Below are 22,786 nucleotides of genomic sequence, written 5' to 3'. Positions count from 1 at the left end.
GCCGACCAGGGTCGGCGACTACCGGGGCGTCACACCACCTCGCGGCGGATACCGATCGGCCGCGCGTGATCGTCCATGTGCAGCGTGGCGGCCTTGCAGCCCAGCAGGCGCTCGGCAAGGCCGGTGCTGGCACCCAGATCGGCCGCGACTTCATTGAGGCTGGCAAGCGGCCGCGGCAGGCGTCGCTCGTGGCCACGGAAGCGCGCGCGGTTGTACTCGGCCCAGCCGATCAGCAGCACGCTGGCACACAGCAGCATCAGCGGCAGTGCCACCAGCACATAGGGGTCGAACTGGCTTTGCCGTTCGTACAGCTGCTGCCAGGCCAGCTGGCCGCCGATCAGCCACGAGAACAGGGTCACCAGCGGTGCCCACAGGTAGAAGTAGAACCCCCAGAACGCGAGGGTGACGAAGCCCCAGGCGGTGCGCTGGAAGCGTGGTTGGCGATGCGGCTTGCGGATCATCCGCGAGTCGAAGCGGTTGGACGGGCGTTGTGCGTTCATCGGATCCCCCGATCGGGACTGGTCCAGGTGGCGCGCTTGCTGCGACGGCGCAGCAGGGTCTTCGGCAACGCCACCAGGGTGGTGGAAAGACTGATCAGCCAGTACGCCATCGGGTACCAGATGACCCAGAAGTAGTTGCGTCCAATCTGTGTTTCGTAACGACGGTCGATGATCAGGCTGCTGGCGAACTGCATCAGGCAGACCAGGGCCAGGATCACGCCATGCCATTGCGGCAGCAGGCTGGCGATGTACAGCTGCGGCGGTACGTCGATGAGCTTGCCCAGCACCCACAGCACCACGATGAACAACATGGTGTAGGCCCAGATCACGCTCAGCACGTACTCCAGCAGTACGCCCCACATGCGCCGTTCCTTCCAGTGCAGCAGTGAACGCGCATGCCGCAGCATCACTTCCACGCCACCCTGCGCCCAGCGCAGCCGTTGCCGCCACAGACCCTTCAGCGTTTCCGGCATCAGGATGAAGCACAGCGCGTTGGGTTCGTAGCGGATGTCCCAATGCGCATGCTGCAGGCGCCAGCTGATGTCGATGTCCTCGGTCACCATGTCGTCCGACCACCAGCCGACCTGGTGCAGGGCGGTGCGGCGAAAGCCGGCGATCACTCCGGAGATGGTGAAGATGCGCCCGTAAACGCGCTGCGCGCGCTTGATCATGCCGATGATCGAGGAGAATTCGGCCACCTGCAGGCGTCCAAGCAGGGTGGAACGGTTGCGGATGCGCGGGTTGCCGGTGACCGCACCGACGCGGTTGCCGCTGACCAGGTGCCAGACCATCCAGTGCAGGGCGTGTTCCTCCAGCATGGCATCGCCATCGATGCACACCAGGTACTCCGAGCGGGCCGCCAGCGCACCCATGCGCAGCGCGTTGGCCTTGCCGAGGTTGCGGTCCAGGTGCAGCACGCGCAGCCGCGGATGCTTCGCCGCCAGCACGTCGAGCCGGGCGCCGGTGTCATCACTGCTGCCATCGTCGATGGCGATCACCTCGTAGTCGGCCGGATAGCGCTGTGCCAGTGCCGCGCCGAGTGTGTCGTCGAGGTTCGCGGACTCGTTGTGGCAGGGAATCAACAGGCTCGCGAACGGTGGATCGACCATCAGCGGCGGGTCGTTGCGTGGGCGCGAATGGCGTTCGCGCCGGAAGTAGTAATACAGGCCGCCCGACATCCAGAAGAACGCCATCACCATCGGGTAGTAGAAGGCGAACTGGAACAGGACCTGCAGCAGCGGGTGCATGTCCATGTCACTTCTCCGGGTACGGGAAGTTGCCGGCGGACATCGCCGCGCGGGCATCATGGGTGGAAGGCTGGCCGGCGATGAAGTCATCCGGGTACCAGGCGAAGTGGTGCACGCCCTGCGCCTGCAGCTGGCGGATCTGCGCGCGCAGCCGCTCGGCGGGAATCGGTTGCCCGCTGCGCCAATCGACGGTCTGCAGTTCGAACAGGGTGTGCTGCAACTGGGGATCGTGCGCACGCACCGCGGCCAGCAGCTGGTCGAGCCAGCGTTCCGGATGCCTGCTGCCTTCCATCCACGGCATCGCCATCAGTGCGGTCTGGTCGTAGGCCTTGTTGAACAGGTCCAGGCGCTGCGCGAACCAGGCTTCGCTCTGCGGACGCAGTACCGGCTCCGCGTACAGGTTGCGCACCGTGGCCAGCTTCGGCCGCCAACGCTGCGCACTGCCGCGCAGGGCCAGGGTGAAGTCGATCAGCGCCCGGGTGCGAGCGCTGCCATCGTCGCCGGCCGCCAGCGTCGGGAGTTCTGTGTCGCGCAGGTAGCCATCATCATGGAAGAGCAGGCCTTCGAAGTACGAGTTGACGGCCAGATCCTCGTAGATGTCGAGCATGATCTGGCGTGCCTTCGGATTGGTGAAGTCCAGCCGGTACATGCCGTCGGCATCGCCGTTGTGGATCGCCAGTGCCTTGCGCTGCACGGGGTCGGGCAGCTCGAAGCCGAGCACCGGCAGCCATGCGTAGACCTTCACCCCCGCGCGCGACTTCAGCTGCCAGGCGACCCGGCTGAACAGGTCCGCGCGCATCGGCATGTGCCGGTTGGGGAAGTACAGTGCATCGGCGGTGTTGTTGCCGTCCGGATCGGCGAACGCCTGCAGGTAGACGTGGGTGGGCGAGATGCGCTTGACCCGCTCGATCAGCGCATCGAGGTTGCGCCCTTGCTGCGCCGGGTCCGGGTCGTACACATCATCCAGGTCGACCTGCAACGCGCGGATGCCGTCGAGCGCAACGTCGCGCCGCAGCTCGTAGGCGAGGCCCTCCACGGTCGGGTTGTCGCTGACCAGGAAGCGCGCCAGCCCATGCAGGTCGCTGGCCACTGGCGTGCTGCGGCCTTCCAGATCGAAGGACACCGGCATGCCCAGCTGTTCGGCGATGTCGTTGCTCAACTGGTTGTAGGCGGCGTACGGCCAGACGATGGCGCGCGGGCGCACGCCCAGGTGCTGCTGGATGCGCTGCACGCTGCGGCCGAGATCGGCGCGCAGGCGCTGCTCATACTGCGCCTCGCTCTCGTAGCTGCGCGTGGCCGGCCGGTAGATGCGGGTGACCACCGCTGGCGTCGAATTGCCCTGCGGATTGGCAAGCACTCCGTGGTGCAGGTCGTCGGTATGGCTGGCCACTTCGATCAGGCCGCTGTCGTGCATCTGCTTCAGCTGCGCCCAGGTAACGAAGTCATCGTGGCCGAACGGCCGGTAGCCATAGTCGATCGTGCGCCCGGGCGCCATGTCCACGTAATCGGTGATCACTGCCACCAGCGCCGGGTAGTGGTACGCCTGCAGCAGCGGGAACGCCTTGTCGTAGACGCTGCGCAGGCCATCATCGAAGGTCAGCAGTACCGGTTTCGGTGGCAGCGTGGCGCGTCCCTGGGAGGCGTCGATCACCTGCGACAGCGACACCGGGTGGTAGCCGTGTGCCCCCAGCCAATCCAGGTGCGCGGCGAAGTTCTGCGTGCTCACCGCGTAGGCATCGGCGTCGCCCTTGGCCGCGACCCGGTCGCGGATGTCGTGGTAGCTGAGGATCAGCAGGCCGTTGTCAGTGGCATCGAGATGCAGGGCCTGCTGCGCGAACGCCGGCGGCGTGGCGGCCAGCAGCAGGAGTACGATCAGTCGCAGGATGCGGGCCATGTCACTCTCCCCAGCGCAGTGCGGCTTCGAAGCCGATATGACGCTCGCGGTGGCCGTCGTAGACCGGCCGCGACCAGCGCACGCCGTACTCGAACACGCGGCCCTGGCCCAGCTGCCATTCGTGCATGTAGGACACCGAAGGGACCAGAGCGCTGCCGAAGCCGTCCTGCCAGTAGTCACCCAGCGAGACCGTCAGGCGGTGCCGGAAGTGGCGCTCGTAGTGCCGCCACAGCTGCTGGTCGATGCGCAGCCCGATCTCGACCATGCGGTCGCGCTTCGGGTTGAAGTAGGGCGCGTCGTCGCGGCTGCCCCGGCTGGTGTAGGCACTGGCCAGGCCGTCGATCAACCAGCGCGGGCGGGTCAGCAGGCGCTGTTCGATGCTGGTGCTGAACAGCTCGCGGTGGTTGCCGTCCTCGTAGCGGAAGCGGCTGGCGCCGAACATCCAGTGGGTCAGCTCGCTGCGCCGGTAGTCGACCTGCGCGCTCACGCTGTCAGCGGTGATGCCCGCCACGCGCGCCTGCATCGAGGCTTCCGGGTCATTGCGTGCGGCCACCAGCCCGGCATGCCAGTAATCGTTGAACTGCCAACCCACGCCGATGCGCAGGCCGGTATCGCCAATGTGGTCGTTGGCGCGCAGTACCGCCGCTTCCGCGTCCAGCTGGCCAAAGCGGTAGCGTACGCCCGCGCCCAGCCACAGCGGGTCGATGCGCTGGTCCTGGAAGTCGACCGAGCGCCTGTCGGCGAAGGCGAACAACCGCCAGCGGTCGTCGAGCACCGGTGTCTGCACTTCCATGCCGTAGTGACGGTCGTTGTTGCCCAGCGGCGAGGTGCCGCCACCGCCGGAGCTGCGACCAATGTCGGTCCATGCCTTCAGCTGCCAACCGCGATGCGCGCGCCAGGCCTGGTCCATGCGTTCGACGGCGGGCTGGGTGGGGTAGCGTGCGAGCAGATCGTCGTGCAGCGGTCGCGCCAGGTCATCGCGCTGCAGGGCGACGTAGGCTTCCTGCATGCCCAGCCGTGGCTCGATGTCGCGCGGGTCCAGCGCATGCGCCATCTGCTGCCGTTGCAGCGCCCTGCGTGGCCAGCCGCGCATCATGTAGACGCTGCCCAGCGCGCTCTGCAGGCCGCCGTTGCCCGGTGCGATGTCGACCATCGATTCCAGATCGCGCTGCGCGGTGGGCAGGTCACCGCTGTAGGCGCGCACCATCGCCAGGTTGAGGTCGGCCTCGTAGCGCGACCAGTTTGGATACGGCGACTTCCCGTTGCTCCAGCGCCAGGCAGGTTCCTTGTCGCGCCACGCCTGCAGCAGGTCGACGGCTTTTTCCTGCTGCTCGCTTTCCAGGTAGGCGTAAGCCAGTTCCGAGTGCGAGGCGTCGCGCGTTGGATCGCCGGCGACGGCCGCCTGCAGCACCGGAATGGCTTCTTCCGGATGCAGGGTGCCCATCAGCGAATCGCCGACCGCAGGCAGCACATAGTCGGGCAGGGCATGGCCTTCGGCCTGCAGTGCGCGGGCTTCCTGGCGCACCTGCGCATGGCGGCCCAGCCGGTTGAGCAGGATCAGCCGGTCCATGCGGATGCGCAGTGGCGCCTGCGCCGGTGGGGTGCCTTCGCTGCCCAGGTAGCGCTGCATGCGCGCCAGGGTCGATTCGGCTTCTTCCAGGCGACTGTCTTCGCTGCTGCTGTAGGCCAGGCTCCAGACCACCAGCTTGGCCAGGTAGTCGCCTTCGATGCGTTGCTTCTGTGCTGCGTCGAACAGCTGCGGGCGCTGCTGGTACAGCTCCCAGGCGCGCCAGGCATTGCCGATGTCGCCCAGGGTCAGTACGCGCAGCTTGAACAGCAGGTCGTCGTTGGGCTGCTGCTGGCTGGCGCGCTCGATCGCGCCGAGGGCATCCAGCCAGCGGGCCTGGTCGCGGTAGCGGCCGATCTCGGCCAGGGCCGCCTCGCGGTCGGGCGGGGCAGCGCTGCTGGCCCAGGCCAGGGCGGTACAGGCAAGGCCGACGCAGAGCGCCAGCCGGCGGTGGACAACCATTGGGGACCCCCTTGGCTTCCGAACCAGACAACCTGAAAAATGTGACGCACATCACATGCCAGATTTTGGGATGGCCGTGGCCTGCGTCACTCCCCTCGCGAACTCCCATCCAACAGGGATGGGCGGAACCAGGACAGCGACCTGCAATGTCTTGTCTGAAACGAGAGTCCCCCGCACACCGAGTGGTGGCCTGGGCGGCGCTGCCGCCCCCATGCCCGATGCCGGCACGCGGCAAGGATGGGCATTCGTGGGCACTATCCGCCCGGAATTGTCAGCCCGGCGTCAAAATGCGCAGACGGGCTGACGAGCGGTAGGTGGGGCCGGTTGCGAGGCCCCACGTGGCTTACCAGAGGTCTTCCAGCTTGCGCGGCTTGCAGGCCACCCATGAGGCGCACAGCATCAGCGTGGCGCAGCCGAACAGGAAGCTGAATGGGATCGTCCAGCCGTCGCTGACGGTGTGCAGCCAGCCAACCAGGAACGGCCCCAGGCAGCTGAAGCTGTAGCCCACGCCCTGCATGAACCCGGACAGCGCCGCCGAGCCGGTGGGGGTGCGCGTGCGCAGGTTGATCAGGGTCAGTGCCAGCGGGAAGGTGGACGGACCGACGCCGAGCAGGCAGGCCCACAGCAGCGGCGCCTTCATGGGGGCCAGCAGCAGGCCGGTGAAGGCGATCACGAACGAGAAGAAGCCGATCAGCACGAGCGGGAACGGGTTCTGCAGGCGCACCGCCATCGACGGAATGACCAACGACGGCAGCAGGCCCAGTGCCGAGAACACGGCCACCATCACACCGCCGAACGCGGGCGTGCCACCGGCCTCGACCACGATGCGTGGCAGCCAGGTGAACATCGAATAGGTCATCAGCGAAGTCATGCCGAACATCAGCGTCATGCTCCAGCCCAGTGAGGTGCGCCAGACTTTCCCATGCGGCTGTGCGGCCGGGTCGGTGGCATCTGCCTGCGGCTTCGGTGCGCGCCTGGCCAGAACCAGCCACGGCAGTGCGGCAGCCAGTGCCAGCAGTGCCCACATGCCCAGCGACACGCGCCAGCCAGCGGCGTTGGCCATCGGTACCGCGAGCAATGCGGGCAGCATGGTGCCCAGCTGCAGCACGCTGATGTAGAGCGTGCTCATGGTACCGACCTTGTTGGCGAAATAGCGCTTCACCAGCGGCGGCACCACCACGTTGCCGATGCCCATGCCGGCCAGTGCCACCACCGAACCCAACAGCAGCGTGCCGACGTTGCCGGCGCTGGAACGCAGCAGCAGGCCGGCCATCGCCATCACCATCGCCAGCAGCGTGGTGCGCTCCAGCCCGAGGCGCCGTGCCAGCGCCGGCGTGGCCACGCCGAACAGTGCGAACGACGCGGTCGGCAGCATGCCCAGCACGCCGGTCATGGTGGTACCGAAACCGAACTGCTGGCCGAGCACGTCCAGCAGCGGGGTGATCGAGGTGACCGCGGTGCGCAGGTTGATCGCTGCCAGCAGGATCGCGGCGAATGCGAGGACGCGGCCGTGCAGCAGCGACGGCGAATCGGAAGTGGAGGAACTCATCGGTGGTCCTTGCAGGTGTCGCACGCCGGGGCAATGGCATGCAGCGCCGGCATCGGTCTACGCCGAAGCGGCAGGTGGGGGCGGGGCTGCTGGCGGGCCGGCAGCGCGGCCATTGTACGTGCGGGCTCCGGCAAGGTCCCGTCATGCGGGCGGCCAGGTGCCCTGATACAAAAAAACCCGGAGGACAGTGATGTCTTCCAGGCTTCTTGGTGACCACCGAAGTGGTCGGGGAGACAGGATTCGAACCTGCGACCTCTACGTCCCGAACGTAGCGCTCTACCAGACTGAGCTACACCCCGAAGGGAGCCGCCTATTCTAGCGATTCACCCCGATGGCGGCAAGGGGTGAATGCTGTTTTCTTCACACTGCCGAAGCAGTGCCACTTCAGGGAACAAAAAAGCCTGGACGACTTCACCAGGCTTCAATGCGACCACGTGAGTGGTCGGGGAGACAGGATTCGAACCTGCGACCTCTACGTCCCGAACGTAGCGCTCTACCAGACTGAGCTACACCCCGAAGGAGCCGCCTAAGATACCGTGTGAAGGCCAAGGCGGCAAGGTTTTTTTACAGCTCAGCGACGATTTTCCTTCTCGATGCGGTTCTGCTCGCGGGCTTCGAACCACATGCCGTTGAGGATGGCCACCGTCGAGGCGAGGCCGGCACCGAGAATCCAGGCGAAATACCACATGATCAGTCTCCTTCATTCCGGGTAGGTGCCGACCGTTGGTCGGCACACGTGCAAGCAATCAGTACGCGTTCGGGTTGTTGCCCATCTCTTCGGTGGTGGTCTTGCCCTTCAGCACGCGGTACACCCAGGTGGTGTAGGCGAGGATGATCGGCAGGAATACCGCCGTGGCCAGCAGCATGATCCACAGGGTCAGGTGGCTGGACGAGGCGTCCCACACGGTCAGGCTGGAGGTGGGCTGGCTCGAGGACGGCAGCAGGAACGGGAAGATCGCAAAGCCGACGGTCAGGATGATGCCGGCGATGGCTGCCCCGGAGGCGATGAAGGCCAGGCCGCCGCGACGGGCCCGCAGCAGTACCGCACTGGCCAGCAGGCCGGCCAGGCCCAGCAGCGGCGCCAGGATCGTGGCCGGCATGGCGCTGTAGTTGCGCATCCAGCCACCGGCGGCGCCGAGTTCGGCGGTCTTCAGCAGCGGATTGGTGGCGCCGTCGGTGACCACCTGCGAGGTGATCTGGTAACCCGGCAGGCCGAAGGCCACCCAGGCACCGCCCACCGCGAACAGCACGAAGGCGATGATCGCGGCGATGCTGCCGAAACGGGCCGCACGTTCGGCCACCGGGCCGTCGGTCTTCAGCACCAGCATGGCGGCACCGTGGGCGACCAGCATCGACACGCTGAGCAGGCCGGCCAGCAGCGCGAAGGGCATCAGCAGGCCGAAGAACGAGCCGGTGTAGAAGATGCGCATGCTGTCATCGAAGTGGAACGGCACGCCCAGCACCACGTTGCCCACCGCCACGCCCATGATCAGCGCCGGGATGAAGCCACCGATGAACAGCGCCCAGTCCCAGGTGTTGCGCCAGCGCTCGCTGGGCATCTTGCTGCGGAACTTGAAGCCGACCGGTCGCAGGATCAGCGCGAACAGGATCACGAACATCGCCAGGTAGAACCCGGAGAAGCTGACCGCGTAGAGCGGCGGCCATGCGGCGAAGATCGCGCCGCCGCCCAGGATCAGCCACACCTGGTTGCCTTCCCATACCGGACCGATGGTATTGATCACCAGCCGGCGCTCAGCGTCGTTGCGGGCGACGAAGGGCAGCAGGGTGCCCACGCCCAGGTCGAAACCATCCATCACGGCGAAACCGATCAGCAGGATGCCGAGCAGCAGCCACCAGATCACGCGCAGCGTGGTGTAGTCCAGAAGAATGAAATCCATCTTGGTTCTCCTGCCTCAGGCCTGGCCGGCGGCCGGCGCCGAGGCATTGTGGGAAGCATGCGGCTGGGGCGACTGCAGTGACGGCAGCACCTCGTCCGGACCCTTGCGGATCGCCTTGAGCATCAGCTTGATCTCGACCACGATCAGCGCGGTGTAGATGGCAGTGAAGCCGGCCAGGGTCAGCACGATTTCATGCAGGGCCAGCCCCGATGCTGCATAGAAGGTCGGCAGCACGCCATCGACCGCCCACGGCTGGCGACCATACTCGGCCACGAACCAGCCGCACTCGATCGCGATCCACGGCGCCGGCAGCGTCCACAGGGCCAGCTTGAGGAACCAGCGCTTGTCCTGGAAATTGTTGCGGCAGGAGTAGTAGAAGGCCAGGGCGAAGAAAGCGATGAGGTAGAAGCCGAGGCCGGCCATCACGCGGAAGGTCCAGAACAACGGCATCACGCGCGGCACCGTGTCCATCGCCGCCTGCGAGATTTCCTGCGGGGTGGCGTTGAGGATGTCATCGCGATAGCGCTTGAGCAGCAGGCCGTGGCCCAGGTCCTGCCAGTGACGGTCGAACATCTCGCGCGCTTCAACGTCGTTCTTGTTGGCGCGCAGGCGTTCCAATGCACCGTAGGCCAGCTGGCCGCCACGCACGCGGTGTTCGGCGCGCTCGACCAGTTCCAGGATGCCGGGAATCGGCTGGTTCAACGAGCGGGTGGCGATCAGGCCCATCAGGTAGGGGATCTTCACCGCGTAGTTGTTCTGGTGGGTCTCCTGGTTGGGGATGCCGAAGGCGGTGAAGTCGGCCGGCGCACGCTCGGTCTCCCACATCGCTTCGATCGCGGCCAGCTTCATCTTCTGGTGTTCGCTGGCGGCGTAACCGCTCTCGTCACCCAGCACGACCACCGACAGCGATGACAGCAGGCCGAACGCCGCGGCCACCGCAAACGAACGGCGGGCCAGGTCCTTGTGCTTGTTGCGCAGCAGGAACAACGCGCTGATCGCCATCACGAACACCGCACCGGTCACGTAGCCGGCGCTGACGGTGTGCACGAACTTGGCCTGCGCCACCGGGTTGAACACCACCGCCATGAAGTCGACCACTTCCATGCGCATGGTTTCCGGGTTGAACACCGCACCGGTCGGGTTCTGCATCCAGCCATTGGCCACCAGGATCCAGATCGCCGACAGGTTGGTCCCCAGCGCCATCAGCCAGGTCACCATCAGGTGCTTGACCTTGCTCAGGCGGTTCCAGCCGAAGAAGAACAGGCCGACGAAGGTGGCTTCCAGGAAGAACGCCATCAGGCCTTCGATGGCCAGTGGCGCACCGAAGATGTCACCCACGTAGTGGCTGTAGTAGGACCAGTTCATGCCGAACTGGAATTCCATGACGATGCCGGTGGCAACGCCCATGGCGAAGTTGATGCCGAACAGGACGCCCCAGAACAGGGTCATCCTGCGCCAGATCTCCTTGCCGGTCATCACATACACGCTCTCCATGATGGCCACCATGAAGGACAGGCCGAGGGTGAGCGGTACGAATAGGAAGTGGTACATCGCGGTCAGCGCGAATTGCAGCCGCGACAGTTCTACGACTGTCTGATCAATCATGGCCTGGCTACCTCGTTGGATAGTGCCGTTGCAGGTGGCGGGAAGGGTGGTCTACGACGTGAATGATGTGACCGACTACTTCAAACAGCCTTGATCCAGATCAATGTATGAACAGGTGCCCCGGTTGATCGTATGCCAACCTGATGAAGACTGCGACCGCCGGCCGCAGGGGCGGGCTATTGCCTGCGCCTACAATGCCGTGTCTCCCTCGTTGCCCGTGAAGACCTCTTGAGCGCTGCCGAAACGACCCCTGACGGCCTGTCCCCGGAAGCTGAAACCGCCCGCCAGCGGCGTGTGCGCACGGCCTGGCTGGCCGACCTGGCACGGTCCGCCCGGGGCCGCCAGCGCCTGGCCGCGCTGTGCATCAGCCTGTCCGGCGCACTGTTGATCGGCCAGGCTGCCGCCATCGCCTGGCTGGTGCAGCGGGTGCTGGTGGAGCGCGTGCCGCTGGCCTCTGGCCTGCCGGTGCTGGCGGGATTGGCGGTGATCCTGGTGCTGCGCACCCTGCTGGGCAGCGCCACCCAGGCCGCCGCCGGTGACGTGGCCGACGCCGCACGCCTGGCATTGCGCGAACGCGTGTTCGCACGCCTGCTGGGCCACGGCCCACTGTGGCTGCGGCAGCGCCGCACCGGCGAACTGGGCGAACTGATGCTGCATCACGGTGATGCGATCGAGAGCTATTACAGCGGCTTCCTGCCGGTGCGCACTGAAGTGGTGGTGGTGCCGCTGCTGATCCTGGCCGCGGTGGCCTGGGTGGACTGGGTGGTGGCGCTGATCCTGCTGTTCACCGCGCCACTGGTGCCGTTCTTCATGATGCTGGTGGGCTGGGGCGCCGAAGCGGCCGGCCGTGCGCAGCTGGGTGAGCTGGCACGCATGAGCGGCCATTTCGCCGACCGGATCAAGGGCCTGGGCCTGCTACGCCTGTATGGCCGCGGTGACGCCGAGCTGGAGGGTATCGAGGCCGCCGCTGAAGGCGTGCGCGTGCGCACGCTGAAGGTGCTGCGGATTGCCTTCCTGTCGTCCACGGTGCTGGAATTCTTCGCCTCCGTGAGCGTGGCGATGGTGGCGCTGTACCTGGGCCTGAGCTATCTGGGCATGATGTCGCTGCATGCAGCGGTGCCGACGCTGGGTGCGGGGCTGTTCTGCCTGCTGCTGGCACCGGAATTCTATGCGCCGCTGCGACGGCTGGCCGCGCACTACCATGATCGCGCCAATGCACTGGCCGCCGCCGCCGAAGTGGAGCGCCTGCTGCAGTCGCTGCCCGATGAGCAGGGCCTGGTCGAGAACGAGGTTGCACCGCTGGCGGTGGAGCCGGCCGAGGCCGCGTTGCCGCCGCTGCAGGCACAAGGGCTGGTGCTGCGCCCGCTGGGCGCGCCGCAGGATGTGCTGCAGGATCTGGACCTGCGGCTGGAGCCGGGCCAGCGCCTGGCCCTGGTTGGTCCCAGCGGTTCCGGTAAAAGCACCCTGCTGGAAGCGCTGGCCGGCTGGCTGCCGCCGCGCGCCGGCAAGCTGCAGCTGCGTCCCGGTGTGCAGGTGGCCTATGCCAGCCAGCGCCCCTACCTGTTCCACGGCAGCATCGCCGACAACCTGCGCCTGGCTGATCCCGGTGCCAGCGATGCGCGTCTTCGTGCGGTGGCCGAGGCCGCGCAGGTGCTGCAGTTCGCACAGCGGCTGCCGCAGGGCCTGGACACGGTGATCGGCGAACGTGGCTTCGGCCTGTCCGGCGGCGAAGCCCGTCGTATCGGCCTGGCCCGGTTGTTGCTGCGCGACCCGCAGGTCCTGTTGCTGGACGAACCCACCGCGTTTCTCGACGCCGATACCGAGGCCGCACTGCTGCGCAGCCTGGCTGCCTATGCGCGGGGTCGCAGTGTGGTGGTCGCCACCCACAGCCCGGCGGTGATCGCCTGGGCCGACCGCTGCCTGCTGCTGCCGGAAGGGCGCCTGGTCGAACCGGCACAGGCGGTGCGCGCATGAGCCGTTCGCCTGATTCGCTGCGCGCGGTGTTCCTGCGCCATCGGCCGCGCCTGCTGCTGACCGTGCTGCTGCTGTGGACCACCATGCTGGCCGGCACCGCCTTGCTTGGCCTGTCCGGTGGCTTCCTCACCGCCGCCGCGTTGGCTGGTGCGGCCGGCCTCGGCCAAGGCTTCAACTTCTTCTCACCGTCCGCAGGTATACGCGGGCTGACGATGGCGCGCATCGTGTCGCGCTATTTCGAGAAGCTGGTCGGCCACGACGCCACGCTGCGCATCGCCCGCGACCTGCGCGTGTGGTTCTTCCGCCGCGCGTTGCCGCTGGCACCCGCACGGTTGGGGGCTACGCGCACCGGCGACCTTCTGGCGCGCCTGCTCGGCGACATCGGTGAAGTGGACGGCCTGCTGGTGCGTGCGATCGGGCCGCTGGTGGCGTTGGGCGGATTGTCGCTGGTCGCGATCGTTTCGGCGGCACTGATCCTGCCGTCGGCTGCGGTGCTGCTGGCGGTGCTGGCGCTGCTGATCGCCTTCGGCGTGCCGTGGCTGGGCGTGCGTGGCCATGACGACGAAGAGGCCGACCGTGCCGCGCATCGTGCCGCATTGCGTACCGCTGCATTCGAAGGGCTGGAAGGTGCGGGTGACCTGGCCGCGCTGCACGCCGATGCGGCCTGGCAGCTGAAGGTACGCGTAGCTGCCAAGCAGCTGGCCTCGCGTGACCGCCGCCGCCGCTGGCGCCTGATCGCGGCCTCGACCCTGCACGGCCTGGTGGCGGGGCTGGGCCTGGTGGCGATGCTGGCGTTGGCCCTGCACGCGGCCGAGCAGCAGCGCATCGCACCGGAAATGGCCGCAGGTTTGGTGTTCCTCACCGTGGCGTTGATCGAGCTGTGGGCCGGCATGGGCCTGGCCTGGCAGTCGCTGCAGTCCGGGCGCATTGCCGCCGATCGCCTGCAGGCGATCGTCGAGCAACCGCCGACGGTGGACGATCCGCAGGCGCCACAGGTGGTGCCGCCGGCTGCGCGCGTGCATTGGGATGACGTGCATTTCCAGTGGCCAAGCGGCGCGCGGCCGGTGTTGTCCGGCCTGCAGCTGACCCTGGCGCCAGGCGAACGCATCGCGATTCGCGGCGACAGCGGCAGCGGCAAGACCACGCTGTCGAGCCTGCTGCTGCGGTTGTGGGATCCGCAGCAGGGACGGCTGACCTACGGTGGCCGCGACCTGCGTGATTTCGCCCAGGCCGACTGGCACCGGCAACTGGCGTGGCTGCCGCAGAACGCGCCGGTGTTCGCCGGCAGCGTGGCCGAGAACCTGCGATTGGGTGATCCCGATGCCAGCGACGCCGCCTTGTGGGCGGTGCTGCGCCGCGTGCGCCTGGGCGAATGGGCCGAGCGCAACGGCGGCCTGCAGGCCTGGGTCGGCGAGAACGGTGCGACGATGTCGGCGGGCCAGGCACGACGCCTGGCGCTGGCGCGCGCGCTGCTGCGCAATGCGCCGATCCTGCTGCTCGACGAACCCACCGAAGGGCTGGACGTGGATACCGCACGTGCGCTGTTGCAGGACCTTTCCGGATTGCTGGACGGGCGCAGCCTGCTGATGATCACCCACGACGACCTGCCCGAAGGCGTGGTCGATGCGCAGTACCGGTTGCGCGACGGGACTCTGGTCCGCGAAGCGTGAACCGGTAGTGCCGGCCGCTGGCCGGCAACCTCATGGCGCCTGATACGGACACGGAATTGCCGGCCAGCGGCCGGCATTACCCATTCGAACGGTTACCGCGAGAACTCGCGCAGCATCACCGCGATCGAGGCCACGTTGGCCAGCACGCACAACCAGAACACCCACTGGAATGCGGCCTTGCGGTGCTTGTGTCGGAACAGCGCCTGGCCCAGCAGCGCGCCCGGCCAGCCACCGGCAAAGGCCAGCAGTTGCAGGGTGCGTTCGGGAATGCGCCATTGCTTTCGCTGCGCCGCGCGCTTGTCCTGGCCGTACAGCGCGAACGACACCGCGCTGGCCAGCATGCACCAGCCACCCAGCCACAGCGGCAGCACACCGCTGACCATCAGCGCGATCAACGCGCCGAACGCGGCCAACGCGAGGTTACGCCGCCACGCCACTTACAGCGCGTCGAGGAAGCCGCGCACGGCGGGGCAGAAACGCTCGAAATCGACGAGGAAGGCATCATGGCCCTGTGGCGATTCCAGGCCGATGAAGCGCGCATCGGCACCGCCGGCACGCAGGCCATCGGCGACCTGCTGCTGCTGCTGCACCGGGAACAGGATGTCGGTGTTGGCGCCGATCGCCAGCGCCTTCTCCACCCGGATCTTCGCCAGCCCGGCCAGCACATCGCCATCGGCGTACTCGGCCAGGTCGAACCAGTCCATCGAGCGGCTCAGGTACAGATAGCAGTTGGGGTCGAAGAAACGCACGAAGCGCCGTGCGTGGCCTTCCAGGTAACTTTCCACCTGGAATTCGAGGCCGAACGGATCGTCGTCGGTCTGGTCCGAATCCAGCCGCACGCGGCCAAAGCGCCCATCCCATTCCAGTGCCGAACGGTAGGTGATCACGCCCAGCTTGCGCGCCATGCGCATGCCGGACTCGGGATACGCGTCGTCGTCGTAGTGGCCACCATTCCAGCGTGGATCAAGGCGGATCGCTTCGCGCTGCAGCGAGCGGATCGCGATGGAGAACGGCAGTGCCTGCGCGCTGCCGGAAATGTTGACGTGGCTGCGCGCAATGCCCGGGTGCAGCATCAGCACGGCCAGCGCGGTCATGCCGCCCATCGAATTGCCGACCACGCAGGCCAGCTGTTCGATGCCCTGGGCGCGCACGACTTCGATCGCGGCGCGCGCGCCGTCTTCGATCGACAGCTCGGGGAAGTCGAGACGATACGGTTGGCCGGTGGCCGGGTTGAGCGAGGCCGGACCGGTCGAGCCCCTGCAGCTGCCCAGCGAGTTCACGCAGACCACGAACCAGCGGTCGGTATCGATCGCCTTGCCGGGTCCGACCATGCCTTCCCACCAGCCCGCTGCCGGGTTGGCGTCGTTGGCTGCCGCATGTGCATCCGGCGAGAGGCCGGTCACGATCAGGATCGCGTTGCTGGCGTCGGCCGCCAGTGTTCCCCAGGTCTCATAGGCGACGCGCGCGCCGTGCAGGGCGCCGCCGCGCTTGAACGGGAAGGGCGAGGGCAGGGCGTGGAAGCGGGTGCCGGGCGGGATGAATTCGGTCATGCAGGCATTCTAGCGGGGCCGCATGTGGAGCTGGCGACACGCTGGTTTCCATCGGCGATGCAGGTAGTGCCGGCCGCTGGCCGGCAACCTCATGAATCGTGATGCGGCTGTGGGGTTGCCGGCCAGCGGCCGGCACTACCGCGGCGCGTTACGGGAAGCGCAGCTCCACAACACCGTCGTGGGGCAGGCTCACCTTCACCGGTACGCTCTGCAGGTCATCCTCGCTGCGGTTGGCGCTGCCGGTGCGCGAGATGCGTGCCAGCACTTCCACTTCGCGATGGGCCGACAGCGGTGCGGTTGGCATCGGGCTGTCAGCGTCACCCAGCCCGACCGTGGCCGGGAATCCTGCCAAGGGCAGCTTGCGTGCGGCCACCGGCATCGGCGGTCCACCCACGGCGCGGGCCAGCACGAATACCTGGGTGCTGGCCGGCCACTCGGTGCCCTTCAACGCAGGCAACTGCACGCGCACCTGCAACAGCGCCGGTGGCGCCGCAACGGCTGCATCGGACGGCTGACCGGCGGCTTCACGGGCGATGGCGATCTGCGCCTGCAGCGCCTGCGCGGCGCCGGGCTCAAGCCGTGGCAGCAGGCCGCTCCACACATCTGCGGCCTCGGCATTCTTTCCGCGCTGGCGCAGGGCGATACCCAGCAGCCAGCTGGCACGCTCGGCATCGGGCGCCAGCGCACGCGCCTGCTGCAGCCAGGCCATCGCCGTGTCATCGAACTGCTTGCCGGCATCGGCCTGCGCACGTGCCTGCGCCGCCTCCACCAGCACGCCGGGGTCTTCCGGGGCGAGAGTGGCGGCCCGCGCGAACGCGTCCGCCGCGGCCGCGGCGTTGCCCAGTTCGGCTTGCGACCGGCCAAGCAGCGCCCAGCCATCGGCCCGCTGTGGGTCACGCTTCAGTGCATCCTGCAGGGCCTGCACGCCATCGCGCAGGGTGGCTACCGAAGGCGTCGGTTGCATCTGTGCGGCACGTGGATCACCGACCAGCAGGTACAGGCAGGCACCGGCCACGCCCAGTGCGAATACGCCGACCACGAAACCGCGGCGGCCAGAGTGGCGCAGCGGCCACAGCACCAGCGCTGCCATCAACGCAGCAACCAGACCGGCCAGCATCGGCAGCCAATGGCTCACCATCCGTCTCCTTCATCGGCCTTGCCGGCCGCTGCGGCGCCAACCGTACGGCCACGGCGGCGGACGATGCCCAGCACCACCAGAGCACCCGCACCGAGCATCAGCAGGGGACCGCCCCACAGCAGCCAGGTGCCCGGCTGCAACGGTGGCTGATAGAGCACGAACTCACCGTAGCGGGCGACCAGGAACTGCTTGATCTGCGCGTCGTCGTGGCCCTGCTGCATCAGCTGCAGCACCTCGCGGCGCAGGTCCTGCGCGATCTGCGCGTTGGAATCGGCCAGCGACTGGTTCTGGCACTGCACGCAGCGCAGCTGCGCGGCCAGGTCGTGGAAGCGGCGTTCTTCGGCGCCATCGCGGAACTGCAGCGGCTGCGGATCATGCAGCGGCTGCTGTGCCAGCGCGGCCAGCGGCAGCATCAGGAGCAGCAGCGCCAGCAGCCAGCGCATGGGCTCAGGGCGCCGTGTGCAACGTGCTGCCGGCATTGCCCTGGGCCTTCTCGATCTTCTCCAGCGCCGGGATCAGCTTCTCGTCGACCACGCGTTGGGTCATCGCACCGCTGTACTTCCAGCGCACGATGCCGCTGCCGTCGACAAGGAAGGTTTCCGGTGCAGCGGTCACGCCCCAGTCGATCGCGGTGCGGCCTTCCACGTCGCTGAGCACGACCATGAACGGGTTGCCCAGCTGTTCCAGCCAATGCAGGGCATCGGTCGGTTCATCCTTCCAGTTGTAGCCGATCACGCGCACGCGCTTGCTCTCGGCGAAACGGGTCAGCACCGGGTGTTCCTCGCGGCAGGCCGCGCACCAGCTGCCCCACACGTTCAACAGGTACGGCGCGCCACGCAGTTCGTCGCTGTGCACGATCATTTCCGGGTCGTGCAGCACCGGCAGCGCGAACGCTGGCGCCGGCTTGTCGATCAGCGCCGACGGCAGCACGTCGCGCTGCGGATCACCCGATTTCATAACCCCGTAGATCATCAGCCCGAGCAGGCCGAAGAAGAACAGCACGCCGATCACGATGGCTACCGGCGGCAGCGGGCGGGAGGGGCGCGGGGCGGGGGACTCGGACATGGAAACTCCTACGGACGACGGAAACGGCGGTCGGCGGCGGCGATGAATCCGCCCAGGGCCATCAACAGCGCGCCCAGCCAGATCCAGCGCACGAACGGCTTGATATGCACCCGTACCGCCCATGCATTGTTGCCCAGCGGCTCGCCCAATGCCACGTAGACATCGCCGTCGAAGCGTGCATCGATGCCGGCCTCGGTCATCACCTGGCCGCCGCTGGCGTACTGGCGCTTCTCCGGGTGCAGCAGGGCCAGTTCGCGGCCGTCGCGGAATACCCGCAGGTGACCGCGGTCGGCGATGAAATTGGGGCCTTCGCGGTGGTCCACGCCCTCGAAGCGCACTTCGTAGCGACCGACCACCAGCTGCTGACCCGGGGCCAGCGCCACTTCGCGCTGCACGTTCAAGGCTTCCACCAGCAGCGCGCCGGCCAGGAACACGGCGATGCCGGCGTGGGCAACGATCATGCCGAGCATTTCGGCGGTGAAGCGGCCGTTGCCGCGCAGTCGCTGCCAGACGAAGCGTGCGGTACCGAGTGCGACCCAGGCCGCAGCGGCCACGCCGATGCCGGCCTTCCAGCCGTTCTGCGGCGCCTGCCACCAGGCCAGCGCGCCCAGCAGCAGCGCCAGGCCCAGCCACGGTGCCAGCAGCGCGAAGGCGCGCGAGGGCTGGTCACGCTGCCATTTCACCAGCGGGCCGAACGGCAGCAGCAGGATCATTGGCGCCATCAGCAGCAGGAACAGGCTGCCGAAGTAGGGCGGGCCGACCGAGATCTTGCCCAGCGACAGCGCATCGGCCAGCAACGGATACAGCGTGCCGAGCAGCACCATCGCGCAGGCCGTGGCCAGCAGCAGGTTGTTGGCCAGCAGCAGGGTCTCGCGCGAGGTGGCAGTGAAGCCACGGCGCGGGTCGTCGGCGTCCACGCTCAGCTGGCTGGCGCGCAGCGCGTACAGCAGCAGGCTGCCACCGACCAGCACCGACAGGAACACCAGGATGAACAGGCCACGCGAGGGATCGGCGGCGAACGAATGCACGCTGGTCAGCACACCGGAGCGCACCAGGAAGGTGCCCAGCAGCGACAGCGCGAAGGCCGCGATCGCCAGCAGCAGGGTCCAACTGCCGAACGTGCCGCGCTTTTCAGTGACGGCCTGCGAATGGATCAGTGCCGCACCGACCAGCCATGGCATGAAGCTGGCGTTCTCCACCGGGTCCCAGAACCACCAGCCACCCCAGCCCAGCTCGTAGTAGGCCCACCAGCTGCCCAGGGCGATGCCCAGGGTCAGGAAGCCCCACGCAACGTTCGTCCACGGCCGCGTCCAGCGCAGCCAGCGCGCATCCACGCGACCTTCCAGCAGCGCCGCCACCGCGAATGCGAACGGAACGGCGAAACCCACGTAACCGATGTACAGCATCGGTGGATGGATGATCAGCCCCGGGTCCTGCAGCAGTGGGTTGAGATCGCGTCCTTCCAGCGGCGCCGGGTTCAGGCGCAGGAACGGGTTGGAAGTGAAGATCAGGAAGGCGAGGAAGCCGACGCTGACGATGCCCATCACCGCCAGTACACGCGCCTGCACCGGTGCCGGCAGGTGCCGGGAGAACAGCGCCACCGCGCCGGTCCACAATGCCAGCACCAGCGCCCACATCAGCAGTGAGCCTTCGTGCGCGCCCCAGACCGCCGAATAGCGGTAGATCATCGGCAGCAGCGAATTGGAGTTCTCGGCCACGTAGCGCACTGAGAAATCCTGCTGCACGAATGCGGCGGTCAGCACCGCGAACGCGCCGGCGAGCAGCAGCAGCTGCGCGAACGCGGCTGGCCGTGCGACCGCCATCCATGCCGTGTTGTTGCGATGTGCGCCGACCAGCGGCAGGCCGGCCTGCAGCAGCGAGGCCAGCAATGCGCACATCAGCAGGATCTGACCCAGTTCGGGCAGCACTCAGCGCACCTCGGGGGCCGTCACCGGCACATCGTGCTTGCGGTGGGCATCGCCCATCTTGTCGGCCACTTCCTTCGGCACGTACTTCTCATCGTGCTTGGCCAGCACTTCGTCGGCGACGAAGGTGCCGCCCTGCAGGCGGCCGCTGGCGACCACCGCCGTGCCTTCGGCGAACATGTCCGGCAGGATCCGCGAGGTGGTCACTGCCAGCTGCGCGTCGCCGTCGGTCACTTCGAAACGTGCTTCCAGCGAGCCGACCGGCCGATTGAAAGAGCCCTTCACCACCATGCCGCCCAAGCGGAAGCGCGACTGCGCATCGACATCACCGCGCAGCACTTCCGAAGGCGTGTACAGGTAGGCAATGTTGCGCTCCAGTGCCATCGCCACCAGCGCAGTGGCCAGGCCGGAGGCGAGCAGGGCCAGCAGCACCCATGCCAAGCGGCGACGCTGTACCGGGGTCATCGTTCCAGCTCCGTCGACAGCGGCACAGCTGCGTCCTGCCTGCCGGCGCGGGTCTGCTGACGCTGCTGGCGGGCCAGTGCCAGCCGGCGTGCCACGCGCAGGCGCAGCCACGAACCGATGGCGTCGGCGCCGAGCACCAGCACGAACACGGCGTAGGCGCCGATCACATAGGGAAGGTGGGTCATGGCTGGGCCTCCCGGACCGGGCGTTCGGCACCGACGCGTCCACCGACCCAGGCCTTGCCGGCCTCGCGGTCGAGATTGTCGGCGCGCGCCTTGGCCAGCACCGAACCGGCGAACCAGAACTTGGTGCCGATCACCATCCACCACAGCGGCGCGATCATCGCGCTGCTGATCGCCGATTCACCGAACACGTTGATCGACTGGCGCTGATGCAGGCCGCCCCACCAGTCCACCGAATAGCGGATCACCGGCAGCAGGCTGACGCCGACGATGGCCAGCAGTCCCGCCGCACGTGCGGCGCTGCGGCGGTCCTCGATGGCGTGGTAGAGGCCGATCACGCCCAGGTACAGGAACAGCAGCACCAGCTCGCTGGTCATGCGCGGGTCCCAGTCCCACCAGGTGCCCCAGGTGCCCTTGCCCCAGATGCTGCCGGTCAGCAGGGTGATCAGGGTGAAACCGGCGCCCATCGGTGCACAGGCCATGGCCAGGATCTCGCAGACCTTGATCCGCCAGATCAGCGCGATGGCGGCATACAGCGCCATCAGCGCGAATACGAACAGGCTCATCCAGGCACTGGGCACGTGGATGTAAAGGATGCGGAAGCTGTCCAGCTGCTTGGCTTCCGGCGGCACCACCAGCAGCGCCTGCCACATGCCGACCAGCAGCACCGGCACAGCCGCGAGGTAGAGCACCCGCGACCAGCGGGCAGCGAAACGGTCGAACGTGGGAGGCGAACCGAGTTGGTGGAACCAGCGGACAATCGGATTCATGCGTGGCGGCTATCCAGCAGGGGTGGATTGGCTCTCAGCTCGGTCAACTCAGAGAAATACGTATTGCAGCGGCAGTGGCCAGCGGAGCCAGCACCAGCGCGAGCAGCAGGCCAGCGCCCAGCATCAGCAGCGCACCGACCGGATCCTGCCCGCGTCCGGCTGCCGCCAGGCTGCCGGCGCCGAACACAAGCACCGGCACGTACAGCGGCAGCGACAGCAGCGCCACGAGAATACCAGAGCGTCGGATGCCAACGGTCAGTGCGGCGACCACGCCACCGATCAGGCTCAGCAACGGCGTTCCCAGCAGCAACGATGCCAGCAACATCGGCAGCTGGTCATGCGGCAGATGGAGCATTTCGGCCAACAGCGGGCTGACCACGATCAGCGGCAGCGCAGTGGTCGCCCAGTGCAGCAGCACGCGCACCAGCACCAGCCAGGCCAGCGGCACCGGCGCCAGCAGCCACTGTTCCAGCGAGCCATCTTCGGCGTCGGAACGGAACAGTGAATCCAGCGACAGCTGTCCCGCCAGCAGCACGGCCAGCCACAGCACCGCGCCCGCGGTGGCGGCCAGCAGCTGTGGTTCGCGGCCTTGGGCCAGCGCGAACAGCACCACTACCAGCACCGCGAACAGCAGGGGTTGCAGCGCATCGCCGCGGCGGCGCCAGAGCAGGCGCAGGTCGCGCTTGAGCAGGGCGCCTGCGGTCTGCCACAGGCCTGGCTCGGTACCCGGCGCGATCATGCGGCACCGCCGAGGTCGAGCTGGCGGGTACGCACCGGCGGTGCGGCATAGGCGCCATGGGTGGTGACCAGCGCAGCGCCGCCGGCACGCAGGTGCGCCGAGATCATCCGGTTGACCAGGGTGATGCCCTCCAGGTCGAGGTTGGCATAGGGCTCGTCCAGCAGCCACAGCGGCGCCGGCGACAGCCAGATGCGTGCCAGTGCCAGCCGCCGCTTCTGCCCGGCGGACAGATGCCGAACGAGGGTGTCCTCATAACCGGCCAGGCCCACGATGGCCAGCGCGTTGCCGGGCATCTGCCGCGCACGCCGTCCATGCAGGCCGCACAGGAAGTGCAGGTTCTCCAGCGTGTCCAGGTCTGGCTTCAGGGCCGGCAGATGGCTGAGGTAGGCCACGTAGCGTGCACGTTCGGCATTGCTCGCCGGCTTGCCGTCGATCCGCACCTGGCCGGCGCCGGGCCGGGCCAGGCCGGCCAGCACGCGCAGCAGGGTGGTCTTGCCGGCGCCATTGCCGCCCTGCACCAGCAGGGCTTCGCCGGCGTCCACATGGAAGTCCAGCGGGCCGAACACCGGCTCGTCATTGCGGGAGA

21 protein-coding genes and 2 tRNA genes are annotated in these 22,786 nt (G+C 67.6%); 2 read left to right on the top strand and 21 right to left on the bottom strand.

Annotated elements, in window-relative coordinates:
• Positions 1-29 precede the first annotated feature (29 nt).
• The 10 genes from pgaD to CKW06_RS15990 form a co-directional block, all read right to left on the bottom strand.
• Positions 30-500, bottom strand: a complete 471-nt coding sequence (gene pgaD, locus CKW06_RS16035) for a poly-beta-1,6-N-acetyl-D-glucosamine biosynthesis protein PgaD (RefSeq protein ID WP_005410359.1) — start codon at positions 498-500, stop codon at positions 30-32.
• A complete protein-coding gene (pgaC, locus tag CKW06_RS16030) occupies positions 497-1,753 on the bottom strand; it encodes a poly-beta-1,6-N-acetyl-D-glucosamine synthase (RefSeq protein ID WP_024958395.1) in 1,257 nt (418 codons plus the stop codon). The genes pgaD and pgaC overlap by 4 nt, the downstream gene beginning before the upstream one ends.
• A gap of 1 nt (position 1,754) precedes the next feature.
• Positions 1,755-3,641: a poly-beta-1,6-N-acetyl-D-glucosamine N-deacetylase PgaB gene (gene pgaB / locus CKW06_RS16025; protein ID WP_024958396.1), complete on the bottom strand. Its 1,887-nt coding sequence runs from the start codon at positions 3,639-3,641 to the stop codon at positions 1,755-1,757.
• A gap of 1 nt (position 3,642) precedes the next feature.
• A complete protein-coding gene (gene pgaA / locus CKW06_RS16020; RefSeq protein ID WP_024958397.1) occupies positions 3,643-5,670 on the bottom strand; it encodes a poly-beta-1,6 N-acetyl-D-glucosamine export porin PgaA in 2,028 nt (675 codons plus the stop codon).
• A gap of 343 nt (positions 5,671-6,013) precedes the next feature.
• Positions 6,014-7,219: a CynX/NimT family MFS transporter gene (locus CKW06_RS16015; protein ID WP_024958398.1), complete on the bottom strand. Its 1,206-nt coding sequence runs from the start codon at positions 7,217-7,219 to the stop codon at positions 6,014-6,016.
• A 222-nt stretch (positions 7,220-7,441) separates the two neighbouring features.
• Positions 7,442-7,518 (bottom strand) — tRNA-Pro (locus tag CKW06_RS16010).
• A 140-nt stretch (positions 7,519-7,658) separates the two neighbouring features.
• Positions 7,659-7,735: transfer RNA gene (locus tag CKW06_RS16005), tRNA-Pro, on the bottom strand.
• Positions 7,736-7,790: 55 nt separating this feature from the next.
• A complete protein-coding gene (gene cydX, locus CKW06_RS16000; RefSeq protein ID WP_005410354.1) occupies positions 7,791-7,907 on the bottom strand; it encodes a cytochrome bd-I oxidase subunit CydX in 117 nt (38 codons plus the stop codon).
• Positions 7,908-7,965: 58 nt separating this feature from the next.
• Entirely contained in the window at positions 7,966-9,117 is a 1,152-nt protein-coding gene (gene cydB, locus CKW06_RS15995) for a cytochrome d ubiquinol oxidase subunit II (protein WP_005410353.1), read from the bottom strand.
• Between the two features lie 15 nt (positions 9,118-9,132).
• Positions 9,133-10,722 carry a cytochrome ubiquinol oxidase subunit I gene (locus tag CKW06_RS15990; protein WP_024958399.1) on the bottom strand — a complete coding sequence of 530 codons (1,590 nt, stop codon included), beginning with the start codon at positions 10,720-10,722 and terminating at the stop codon, positions 9,133-9,135.
• 228 nt (positions 10,723-10,950) lie between these two features.
• Between CKW06_RS15990 and cydD the strand changes: the two genes are divergently transcribed.
• A complete protein-coding gene (cydD, locus tag CKW06_RS15985) occupies positions 10,951-12,696 on the top strand; it encodes a thiol reductant ABC exporter subunit CydD (protein ID WP_024958400.1) in 1,746 nt (581 codons plus the stop codon).
• Complete coding sequence (gene cydC / locus CKW06_RS15980) at positions 12,693-14,366, top strand: thiol reductant ABC exporter subunit CydC (RefSeq protein ID WP_024958401.1); 1,674 nt, start codon at positions 12,693-12,695, stop codon at positions 14,364-14,366. The genes cydD and cydC overlap by 4 nt, the downstream gene beginning before the upstream one ends.
• Positions 14,367-14,458: 92 nt before the next feature.
• Here the strand turns inward: cydC and CKW06_RS15975 are convergent, their stop codons facing one another.
• From CKW06_RS15975 to ccmA, 11 genes are all read right to left on the bottom strand, one after another.
• The gene (locus CKW06_RS15975) at positions 14,459-14,803 is read right to left on the bottom strand and encodes a DUF1294 domain-containing protein (protein ID WP_005413994.1); all 345 of its coding nucleotides are present in this window, start codon (positions 14,801-14,803) and stop codon (positions 14,459-14,461) included.
• On the bottom strand, positions 14,804-15,916 hold the full coding sequence (gene metX / locus CKW06_RS15970; RefSeq protein ID WP_024958402.1) for a homoserine O-acetyltransferase MetX: 1,113 nt from the start codon (positions 15,914-15,916) through the stop codon (positions 14,804-14,806).
• A gap of 148 nt (positions 15,917-16,064) precedes the next feature.
• Positions 16,065-17,054 (bottom strand): tetratricopeptide repeat protein, encoded by a 990-nt coding sequence (locus tag CKW06_RS15965; protein WP_024958403.1) that lies wholly within the window; start codon positions 17,052-17,054, stop codon positions 16,065-16,067.
• Positions 17,048-17,497, bottom strand: a complete 450-nt coding sequence (locus tag CKW06_RS15960; RefSeq protein WP_005413991.1) for a cytochrome c-type biogenesis protein — start codon at positions 17,495-17,497, stop codon at positions 17,048-17,050. The genes CKW06_RS15965 and CKW06_RS15960 overlap by 7 nt, the downstream gene beginning before the upstream one ends.
• Positions 17,498-17,501: 4 nt before the next feature.
• Positions 17,502-18,119, bottom strand: a complete 618-nt coding sequence (locus tag CKW06_RS15955; RefSeq protein WP_005410345.1) for a DsbE family thiol:disulfide interchange protein — start codon at positions 18,117-18,119, stop codon at positions 17,502-17,504.
• Between the two features lie 8 nt (positions 18,120-18,127).
• A complete protein-coding gene (locus CKW06_RS15950; RefSeq protein ID WP_038645444.1) occupies positions 18,128-20,047 on the bottom strand; it encodes a heme lyase CcmF/NrfE family subunit in 1,920 nt (639 codons plus the stop codon).
• Positions 20,048-20,509, bottom strand: a complete 462-nt coding sequence (ccmE, locus tag CKW06_RS15945; protein ID WP_005413989.1) for a cytochrome c maturation protein CcmE — start codon at positions 20,507-20,509, stop codon at positions 20,048-20,050.
• On the bottom strand, positions 20,506-20,694 hold the full coding sequence (ccmD, locus tag CKW06_RS15940) for a heme exporter protein CcmD (protein WP_005413988.1): 189 nt from the start codon (positions 20,692-20,694) through the stop codon (positions 20,506-20,508). Before ccmD ends, ccmE begins: the two co-directional genes overlap by 4 nt.
• Positions 20,691-21,461, bottom strand: coding sequence for a heme ABC transporter permease CcmC (gene ccmC / locus CKW06_RS15935; protein ID WP_024956621.1), 771 nt, complete (start codon positions 21,459-21,461; stop codon positions 20,691-20,693). The genes ccmD and ccmC overlap by 4 nt, the downstream gene beginning before the upstream one ends.
• 43 nt (positions 21,462-21,504) lie before the next feature.
• The gene (gene ccmB, locus CKW06_RS15930) at positions 21,505-22,200 is read right to left on the bottom strand and encodes a heme exporter protein CcmB (RefSeq protein WP_005410340.1); all 696 of its coding nucleotides are present in this window, start codon (positions 22,198-22,200) and stop codon (positions 21,505-21,507) included.
• Positions 22,197-22,766 carry a heme ABC exporter ATP-binding protein CcmA gene (gene ccmA / locus CKW06_RS15925; protein WP_407070841.1) on the bottom strand — a complete coding sequence of 190 codons (570 nt, stop codon included), beginning with the start codon at positions 22,764-22,766 and terminating at the stop codon, positions 22,197-22,199. The genes ccmB and ccmA overlap by 4 nt, the downstream gene beginning before the upstream one ends.
• Positions 22,767-22,786: the final 20 nt, after the last annotated feature.

It is taken from the genome of Stenotrophomonas maltophilia (assembly GCF_900186865.1).
Taxonomy (GTDB): Bacteria; Pseudomonadota; Gammaproteobacteria; order Xanthomonadales; family Xanthomonadaceae; genus Stenotrophomonas; species Stenotrophomonas maltophilia.
This window is presented reverse-complemented; position numbering and strand designations above follow the sequence as displayed.